General features: G+C 72.2%; 7 protein-coding genes. 3 read left to right on the top strand and 4 right to left on the bottom strand.

The window, feature by feature from the left end; genetic code table 11:
* Nucleotides 1-106 precede the first annotated feature (106 nt).
* Nucleotides 107-1267: an alkaline phosphatase PhoX gene (locus ACFWBW_RS41205; protein ID WP_385384884.1), complete on the bottom strand. Its 1161-nt coding sequence runs from the start codon at nucleotides 1265-1267 to the stop codon at nucleotides 107-109.
* A gap of 264 nt (nucleotides 1268-1531) precedes the next feature.
* Between ACFWBW_RS41205 and ACFWBW_RS41200 the strand changes: the two genes are divergently transcribed.
* Together ACFWBW_RS41200 and ACFWBW_RS41195 are read left to right on the top strand one after the other, a co-directional pair.
* Entirely contained in the window at nucleotides 1532-1996 is a 465-nt protein-coding gene (locus ACFWBW_RS41200; protein ID WP_385384881.1) for a group III truncated hemoglobin, read from the top strand.
* A 110-nt stretch (nucleotides 1997-2106) separates the two neighbouring features.
* Complete coding sequence (locus tag ACFWBW_RS41195; protein WP_385384878.1) at nucleotides 2107-2514, top strand: VOC family protein; 408 nt, start codon at nucleotides 2107-2109, stop codon at nucleotides 2512-2514.
* A 14-nt stretch (nucleotides 2515-2528) separates the two neighbouring features.
* Here the strand turns inward: ACFWBW_RS41195 and nirD are convergent, their stop codons facing one another.
* From nirD to ACFWBW_RS41180, 3 genes are read right to left on the bottom strand one after another with little or no spacing between them, the layout of a single operon-like run.
* Entirely contained in the window at nucleotides 2529-2864 is a 336-nt protein-coding gene (gene nirD, locus ACFWBW_RS41190; RefSeq protein WP_356515400.1) for a nitrite reductase small subunit NirD, read from the bottom strand.
* Nucleotides 2861-5446 carry a nitrite reductase large subunit NirB gene (gene nirB / locus ACFWBW_RS41185; protein WP_385384874.1) on the bottom strand — a complete coding sequence of 862 codons (2586 nt, stop codon included), beginning with the start codon at nucleotides 5444-5446 and terminating at the stop codon, nucleotides 2861-2863. The genes nirD and nirB overlap by 4 nt, the downstream gene beginning before the upstream one ends.
* Nucleotides 5447-5448: 2 nt before the next feature.
* Nucleotides 5449-6744: an NAD(P)/FAD-dependent oxidoreductase gene (locus tag ACFWBW_RS41180; protein ID WP_385384871.1), complete on the bottom strand. Its 1296-nt coding sequence runs from the start codon at nucleotides 6742-6744 to the stop codon at nucleotides 5449-5451.
* A gap of 167 nt (nucleotides 6745-6911) precedes the next feature.
* Here ACFWBW_RS41180 and ACFWBW_RS41175 point away from each other — a divergent pair.
* A partial coding sequence (locus ACFWBW_RS41175) for a ferric reductase-like transmembrane domain-containing protein (protein ID WP_385384868.1) occupies nucleotides 6912-7519 on the top strand: 608 nt, incomplete at its 3' end.

Below are 7519 nucleotides of genomic sequence, written 5' to 3'. Positions count from 1 at the left end.
GTGGTGACCTGTGGCGCCGTGTCCTGGGGCTCCGCCCCCGGGCCCCGCGCCTCAGACGCCGGCGGGGCTGGTTTCGGCCCCGCCGGGGCTGGAGGGCGGGACGGGGTCAGACGCGGAAGGGGCCCGTGACCTCGTACGTGATGCCGCCCGTGGAGCTGCCGCTCGTGCCGCGCTGGCTGCTGAAGTAGAGGCGGTTGCCGGCGGGGGAGAAGGCCGGGCCGCAGATCTCCGAGGAGGACTGGCCGGTGACCCGCAGGAAGGGGGCGACGACGTCGTCCGGGGTGATGACGCAGATCTCCAGGTTGCCGCCGTCCTCGGCCACGTACAGGTCGCCGTACGAGGAGCCCGTGACGTTGTCGACGCCCGTCAGGGGGGCGCCGCCGCCGGAGACCAGGGAGTCGTCGTAGGCGAGCTCGTAGGTGCTGTTCGCGAGGTTGAGCTGCCAGACGCGGTTGTCGCCCTTGGTGGTGAACCAGACCGTGTCGTTGGCGTAGTGGCAGCCCTCGCCGCCGTTGAACTTCTTCGAGCCCGAGACCTGGGTGCGCGTGCTGGTCGGCGAGCCGTCCGGGTCGGGGACGTTGGCCCAGGTGAACGAGCCCGAGGTGGCGGTGCCGGCCTTGAGGACCTGCAGGGTGCCGGAGGAGAGGTTGCCCCAGGTGGTGGGGATGAAGCGGTAGAAGCAGCCGCTGCTCTCGTCCTCGGTCAGGTAGATGACCTGGCGCACCGGGTCGGCGGCGGCGGCCTCGTGCTTGAAGCGGCCCATCGCGGGGCGCTGTACGGACGCGTTCACGCCGTAGGGGTCGGTCTCGTAGACGAAGCCGCGATCGACCTCCTCGCAGGACAGCCAGGTGTTCCAGGGGGTCTTGCCGCCCGCGCAGTTCTGCCGGGTGTTGGAGAGGATGCGGTAGGCGCCGGTGACGGTGCCCGAGGAGTTGAACTTCACCGCGCTCGCACCGCCGGAGGGGTTGATCTCCGAGTTCGACACGTAGATCCAGCCCGTGCCGTCCACGAAACAGGCGCCGCCGTCGGGGGCGCTGTGCCAGGTGTACGAGGTACCGGGGACCGTCTGGCCGGACCGGGCTATCACCCGGCTGCTGAAACCGGCGGGCAGCATGATGCCGTTGGCGTCGGCGGCGCCGAGCGCCCCGTAGGGTCCGGCGCCGGGCTGGGCGGGGGCCGCGTAGGCCGCGCCGTGCATCAGCGTTCCGCCGAAGGCCGCGGCGGAGGAGCCGATGACGGCCCCGCGAAGGAAGGTACGACGTTCCACGGTCACTCCTGTGGGAGGAGAGGCTCCGCGCCCGGTCGGGCGGGGAGTCGCGCTGCGTCGAGGAACTTAGAACCGTCGAGTTGACGTGACGTCAATTCCATATGACGCGGGAGCGACCGGCACGAGGTCAATCCTCCCGGAGGGATTTTCTGGAAGCGGGGAGGGAGCGGAGGGGCCCCGAAGCGGCGTCGAAGCCGTCCGCGAGGGGGTAATGCAGGACTTTCTGCCCTGGGGAGGGGGCCGGTGCGGGAGGATGGTGGAGTGATGAACCGCAATGCCGCCGACGCCGACATCACCGGCCGCGCCGACCTCGACGTCGTGCTGCGCCGCTTCTACACGGCGGCCTTCGCCGACCCGCGGATCGGGCCCTTCTTCACCGAGATCGCCGGTACCGACCTCGACGTGCACCTGCCCAGGATCACCGACTTCTGGGAGCGGTCCCTCTTCCGCAGCGCCGACTACCGGCGGAACGCCTTCGCCCCGCACGCGGCCCTCCAGTCGGCCCGCGAGATGACCGCCGAGGACTTCGGCCGCTGGGTGCAGCTGTGGCGGGCCACGATCGACGGACTGCACCGGGGGCCGAACGCGGAGCGGGCCAAGGCCCAGGGCGAGCGGATCGCGCTGACCCTGCACAAGCGACTTGCCGGCGCCGACGCCTCCCTGGAGAGCGCCGACGGGCTGGGCTTCGTACCGCTGGCGGCCCTGCAGCTGCGCTCATCATCCATCTGACCTGCAGTTTTTCGGAACATCGAAAAACTTCACGCGGGGGCGATGAGTTTCGCGGGACTCCCCGGTCTACCTCTCGAAAGCAACGCACACACGAGAGAAACGAGACCGCGATGTCCTCCACCATGATCTTCGTCAACCTGCCGGTCAAGGACCTGGAGGCCACCAAGACCTTCTGGGGCAAGCTCGGTTACACCTTCAACGCCCAGTTCACCGACGAGAACTGCGCCTCGATGCCCATCACCGACTCGATCGTGGCCATGTTCCTGGCCGAGGCCCGGTACAAGGACTTCACCCACAAGGACATCGCGGACGCGACCAAGACCTCCGAAGTGCTGCTGTGTCTGAGCGCCGAGAGCCGCGACGCCGTCGACGAGCTCGTCGACGGGGCCCTTGCGGCGGGCGCCACCGAGCCGCGTCCCGCACAGGACCACGGGGTCATGTACGGCCGCGCCTTCGACGACCTCTCCGGTCACACCTGGGAGATCATGTGGATGGACCCCTCGATGGTCGAGGGCTGAGCCCGGGCTGAGCCTCAGACGGAGGTCGCGGCGGTCCGCACCGGGTACGTCCGGACCGCCACCTCCTCGTCGTCCAGGCAGTGCCCCGACTCCAGGTCGAAGCGCTGCTTGAGCAGCGGCGAGGCCACGAAGAGCCGTCCCGCGGCCGAGCCGACGAGCCCGCGCGAGAGCACCTGCGCCCCGGTGAAGGGGTCCCGGTTGCCGATCGCGTACGGGCGTCCCGCGCGGTCGACGAACACGGCGGCCTGGCTCCCGTCCGGCAGCAGTGCCGCCACCCCGCGCCCGGGGATCAGCGCCGACAGCTCGCACACGGTGAGCCATCCCTCCGCCACCTGCAGTTCCACGGTCATCGGGTGCCTCCCAGGGGCTCCAGGGTCAGGACGGCCAGGTCGGGCTTGACCTGACCGCGTTCGGGGACGAACTTCACGCTCGGGTCGGGGGCGCCGGGGGCGTTGACGAAGGACACGAACCGGCGCAGCCGCTCCGGGTCGTCCAGGGTCTCGGCCCATTCGTCGCGGTAGTGCGCCACGTGGTCGGCCATCAGCGACTCCAGCTCCGCGCACAGCCCGAGCGAATCGCGCACGATCACGTCCCGCAGGTGCTCCAGGCCGCCCTCCAGCCGGTCCAGCCAGGTGGAGGTCCGCTCCAGCCGGTCGGCGGTGCGGATGTAGAACATCAGGAACCGGTCGATGAGCCGGACCAGTTCGGCGTCCGACAGGTCCTGGGCGAGGAGGTCGGCGTGACGGGGGGTGGCCCCGCCGTTGCCGCCGACGTAGAGGTTCCAGCCGCTCGCCGTCGCGATGATCCCGAAGTCCTTGCTCTGCGCCTCCGCGCACTCGCGGGCGCAGCCGGAGACCGCCGACTTGAGCTTGTGCGGGGCGCGCAGGCCGCGGTAGCGCAGCTCCAGGTCGATGGCCATCCGTACGGAGTCCTGGACCCCGTAGCGGCACCAGGTCTGGCCCACGCAGGACTTCACCGTCCGCAGGGCCTTGCCGTACGCGTGCCCGGACTCGAATCCGGCCTCGACGAGCCGGGCCCAGATGCGGGGGAGGTCGTCCAGGGCGGCGCCGAAGAGGTCGATGCGCTGCCCGCCGGTGATCTTCGTGTAGAGGCCGAAGTCGCGGGCCACCTCGCCGATCACGATCAGCTTGTCGGGGGTGATCTCGCCGCCGGGGATGCGCGGGACGACCGAGTACGAGCCGTTGCGCTGCATGTTGGCGAGGAAGTGGTCGTTGGTGTCCTGGAGGGCGGCCTGTTCCCCGTCCAGGACGTAGCCGCTCGCGCCGAGGGTGGGGGCGAGCGAGGCGATGATGGAGCCGACGGTGGGCTTGCAGACCTCACAGCCGTCGCCGCCGCGCGCCTCCTCGCGGCCGTGGCTGTCGAGGAGCTGCCCGTACGAGGTCACGCGCAGGGTGCGGACGATCTCGTAGAGCTCGGCGCGGGTGAAGGGGAAGCAGCCGCAGAGCCCCTTGTCGGCGGCGGGCGGCATCAGCTGGCCGATCACCTTGAGGCAGCTCCCGCACCCGGTGCCCGCCTTCGTGCACTTCTTGACCTCGGGGACGGTGCTGTGGGCGGTGATGGCCTTCTTGGTGACGTTGTGGCAGGAGCAGATCACCGCGCCGTCGGGGAGCGAGGACGGGCCGAGCGCGACGGGTGCGCCGACGCCGGCGGGCAGCACCAGCTGCTCGGGGGTGACGGGCGGTACGGAGCCGGTGAGCGGGCGCAGCAGGCCGTAGGAGTCGGCGTCGCCGACCAGGACGCCGCCGAGCAGGACGCCTTCGGCGGAGACGACCACCTTCTTGTAGACGCCGGAGCGGGAGTCGGAGTAGACGACGTCGAGGCTGCCGGCGGTGGCGCCGTGGGCGTCGCCGAAGGAGGCAACGTCCACGCCGAGGAGCTTGAGCTTGGTGGAGAGGTCGGCGCCGGTGAACTCCTTCTCGCGGCCCAGCAGATCGGCCGCGGCCGTCTCCGCCATCTCGTAGCCGGGGGCGACGAGCCCGTACACGCGGCCGTCGGAGGCCAGCGCGCACTCGCCGATGGCGTAGACGTGCGGGTCGGAGGTGCGGCAGCGGGCGTCGACGGAGATGCCGCCGCGTTCGCCGACGGCCAGGCCGCTCTCGCGGGCGAGCTGGTCGCGGGGGCGGACACCTGCGGAGAAGACGACCAGGTCGGTGTCGACACTGGAGCCGTCGGACAGCTTCATGCCGCTGACCGCGCCGTCCTCACCGGTGAGGACCTCCTGCGTGCCGACACCCGTGTGGACGGTGAGCCCCATGTTCTCGATGGTGCGCAGCAGGGCCGCACCGCCGCCCTCGTCCACCTGGACGGGCATCAGGCGGGGCGCGAACTCCACGACGCGGGTGGCCAGTCCGAGGCCCTTGAGCGCGCCGGCGGCCTCCAGCCCGAGCAGGCCGCCGCCGACCACGGCGCCGGTGGTCCGGGTCTTGGCGTACTCCTCGATCGCGAGGAGGTCCTCGATGGTGCGGTAGACGAAACAGCCCGGGGCGTCCTTGCCGGGGACGGGCGGCACGAAGGGGTAGCTGCCGGTCGCGAGCACGAGCACGTCGTACGGGAACACCTGCCCCGTGCGGGAGGTGACGGTGCGGGCTTCGCGGTCGATCGTCTCGGCGGGGTCGTCGAGGTGCAGGGCGATCCCGTGCTCCTCCATGAAGGAGGCGGGGGTGAGGGAGAGGTCCTCGGGGGTGCTGCCGGAGAAGTACGAGGTCAGGTGCACCCGGTCGTAGGCGGGGCGGGGCTCCTCGCAGAGCACGGTGATGCGGTGCGTGGCGGTGGCGCCGAGTTCGGCGAGCGCCTCCAGGTAGCGCTGGCCGACCATGCCGTGGCCGATGAGCACGAGGGAGGGGCGGGTTCCGGGGGCCTGGGTGGTGGCCTGGGCGGTGCCCGGGGCGGGCGTGGGCGTGGCTGCGGCCATGATCAGGAGCCTCCGTCGTCGGTGAGCAGGTGGTGCAGGTCGGTCAGACCGTGTTTGTCGGTGAGGGGGGCGCCGTCCTCCCAGCTGCGGGCGAGGGCGCCCACACTGGAGAGTTCGCCGAGCAGGACCCCGCCGACCAGGCGGTCGCCGCGGACGACGACCTTGCGGTAGGTGCGGCGGGTGGCGTCGGTGAGCCGGACCACGTCGTCGCCGGGGAGCGGGGTGGTCTCGCCGAAGGCGGCGAGGTCGAGGGGCCGGTCGCCGCCGGCGGTGAGGGTGAGGCGGGTCAGGGCGCGGGTCCCGTTGTAGGCGGGGTCCTGGTCAAGCCCCCTGCCGGTTCCGAGCAGGACTCCGGCGAGGGCGTCCGCCTGTTCCAGGGCCGGGCCGGCCAGGCCGTACACCCGGCCCGCGTGCTCGGCGCAGTCGCCGAGGGCGTGGATGCGGGGGTCGCTGGTGCGGAGCTCGTCGTCGACGAGGATGCCCTTGCGGACGTCGAGGCCGGCGGCCTGGGCGAGGCCGGTGCGGGGGCGGACTCCGCAGGCGAGGACCACGATGTCGGCGTCCAGGCGGTAGCCGACGGCCAGGTCCACGCCGGTCACCCGGCGGGGCTCCTGGCCGGGGGTGGTTCCGGGACGGAGCACCGGCAGCGGGGCCGCGGAGGCCGTTGTCAGGCCGCGGACGCGGCATTCCGTGTGGATCTCCACGCCCATGTCGGTCAGGTGCGCGTGCAGGAGGGCCGAGGCCTCCGCGTCCAGTTGGCGTTCCATCAGGCGCTCGCCCTGCTGGGCGAGGACCACTTGGGCGCCCCGTTCGGCCAGGGCGCGGGCCGCAGAGACGCCGAGGAGGCCGCCGCCGATCACCACCGCGCGCACGCCGGGACGTACGGCCGCCGACAGAGCCAGGCAGTCGTCCATGGTGCGGAACGCGTGGACCCCGGCGGGAAGCTCCCGGCCTTCGGGTTCGAACAGGCCGCGCAGGGGAGGGAGGACCGGGTTCGACCCGGTGGCCAGGACGAGGGTGCCGTACCGCTCGACCGTGCCGTCGTCGCAGTGCACCACCTGCTCCGCCCGGTCGATCCGTACCGCCCGCACGCCCCGGCGCAGCGCCGGGCCGGGGGCCGGGAGGGCCGTCACCTCCGGCGCGTACCGGCCGGCCAAGACCTCCGCGAGGAGGACCCGGTTGTACGGGACGTGCTCCTCCTCGCCGAGGACGCGGACGTCCCCGCCCAGCCGGGCGGCGAGCCGCAGGCCGGCGAGGCCGCCGCCGATCACCACCACGCGTTGCTGTTCCGAGGTCATGACACGAGAGTGCGCGGCTGCTGTTTCCCCACGACATCGCCTCTGTTTCCCCGACGGAACGCCGACCTCAGCGGGCGGGTTAAGCGTCCGTGAGGCCTTCCTCAAGGCCGCCTTAAGGATCACCGGGAGGGCCGGGGAGCCCACCGGACCGCCCGTAGCGTGGCCGTATGCGAGAGCGAGACATGGTGGTTCGGGTCAAGGGCGGGATGCTCTGCGGGGCGGGGACCGTGGCCCTGCTGTGGGCCGCGCAGGTGCGGCCCTCGGCCCGGCTCGACGCGCTGTTCGCCACCGCCGCGCACCTGTCCGGCCTGCTCGCCGGGTACGGGGTGCTCGTCCTGCTCTTCCTCATGGCCCGGGTCCCCGCCGTCGAACACGGGGTGGGTGCGGCCCGGCTCGCCCGCTGGCACGCGCTGGGCGGCCGCCACGTCCTGCTGCTCTGTTTCGGGCACACGGCCTTCGCGCTCTGCGGCTACGCCGTGCACGAGGGGGTCGACGTGCTCTCGGCGGTTCGGGAGCTGCTCGGATATCCGGCTCTGGCCGCCGCGGCGGCCGGGACCGCCCTTCTGGTCGCCGTCGGCGTCACCTCCGCCCGCTGCGTACGCCGCCGGGTCAGCCACGAAACCTGGCGCGGGGTCCACCTCCTGGTGTACCTCGCCGCCGCCCTCGCCTTCGGGCACCAGCTCGCCGGGCCCGACCTGGCCCTCGTCGCCTGGTTCTGGGCCCTCGCCCACGCGGTGGTCGCCGTCCTGCTGGTCTGGTACCGCGCCGTGGTCCC

This window comes from Streptomyces sp. NPDC059957, from assembly GCF_042730015.1.
In the GTDB taxonomy this organism is placed as follows: Bacteria; Actinomycetota; Actinomycetes; order Streptomycetales; family Streptomycetaceae; genus Streptomyces.
The sequence above is the reverse complement of the archived record's forward strand: the minus strand, read 5'-3'. Positions and strand labels throughout refer to the sequence as shown.

Bases quoted from the DNA above. Each gene is read 5' to 3' on its own strand.
- ACFWBW_RS41200 (WP_385384881.1), top strand. From the start codon at position 1,532: ATGAACCGCAATGCCGCCGACGCCGACATCACCGGCCGCGCCGACCTC.
- ACFWBW_RS41195 (WP_385384878.1), top strand. From the start codon at position 2,107: ATGTCCTCCACCATGATCTTCGTCAACCTGCCGGTCAAGGACCTGGAG.
- nirD (WP_356515400.1), bottom strand. From the start codon at position 2,864: ATGACCGTGGAACTGCAGGTGGCGGAGGGATGGCTCACCGTGTGCGAG.
- nirB (WP_385384874.1), bottom strand. From the start codon at position 5,446: ATGGCCGCAGCCACGCCCACGCCCGCCCCGGGCACCGCCCAGGCCACC.
- ACFWBW_RS41180 (WP_385384871.1), bottom strand. From the start codon at position 6,744: ATGACCTCGGAACAGCAACGCGTGGTGGTGATCGGCGGCGGCCTCGCC.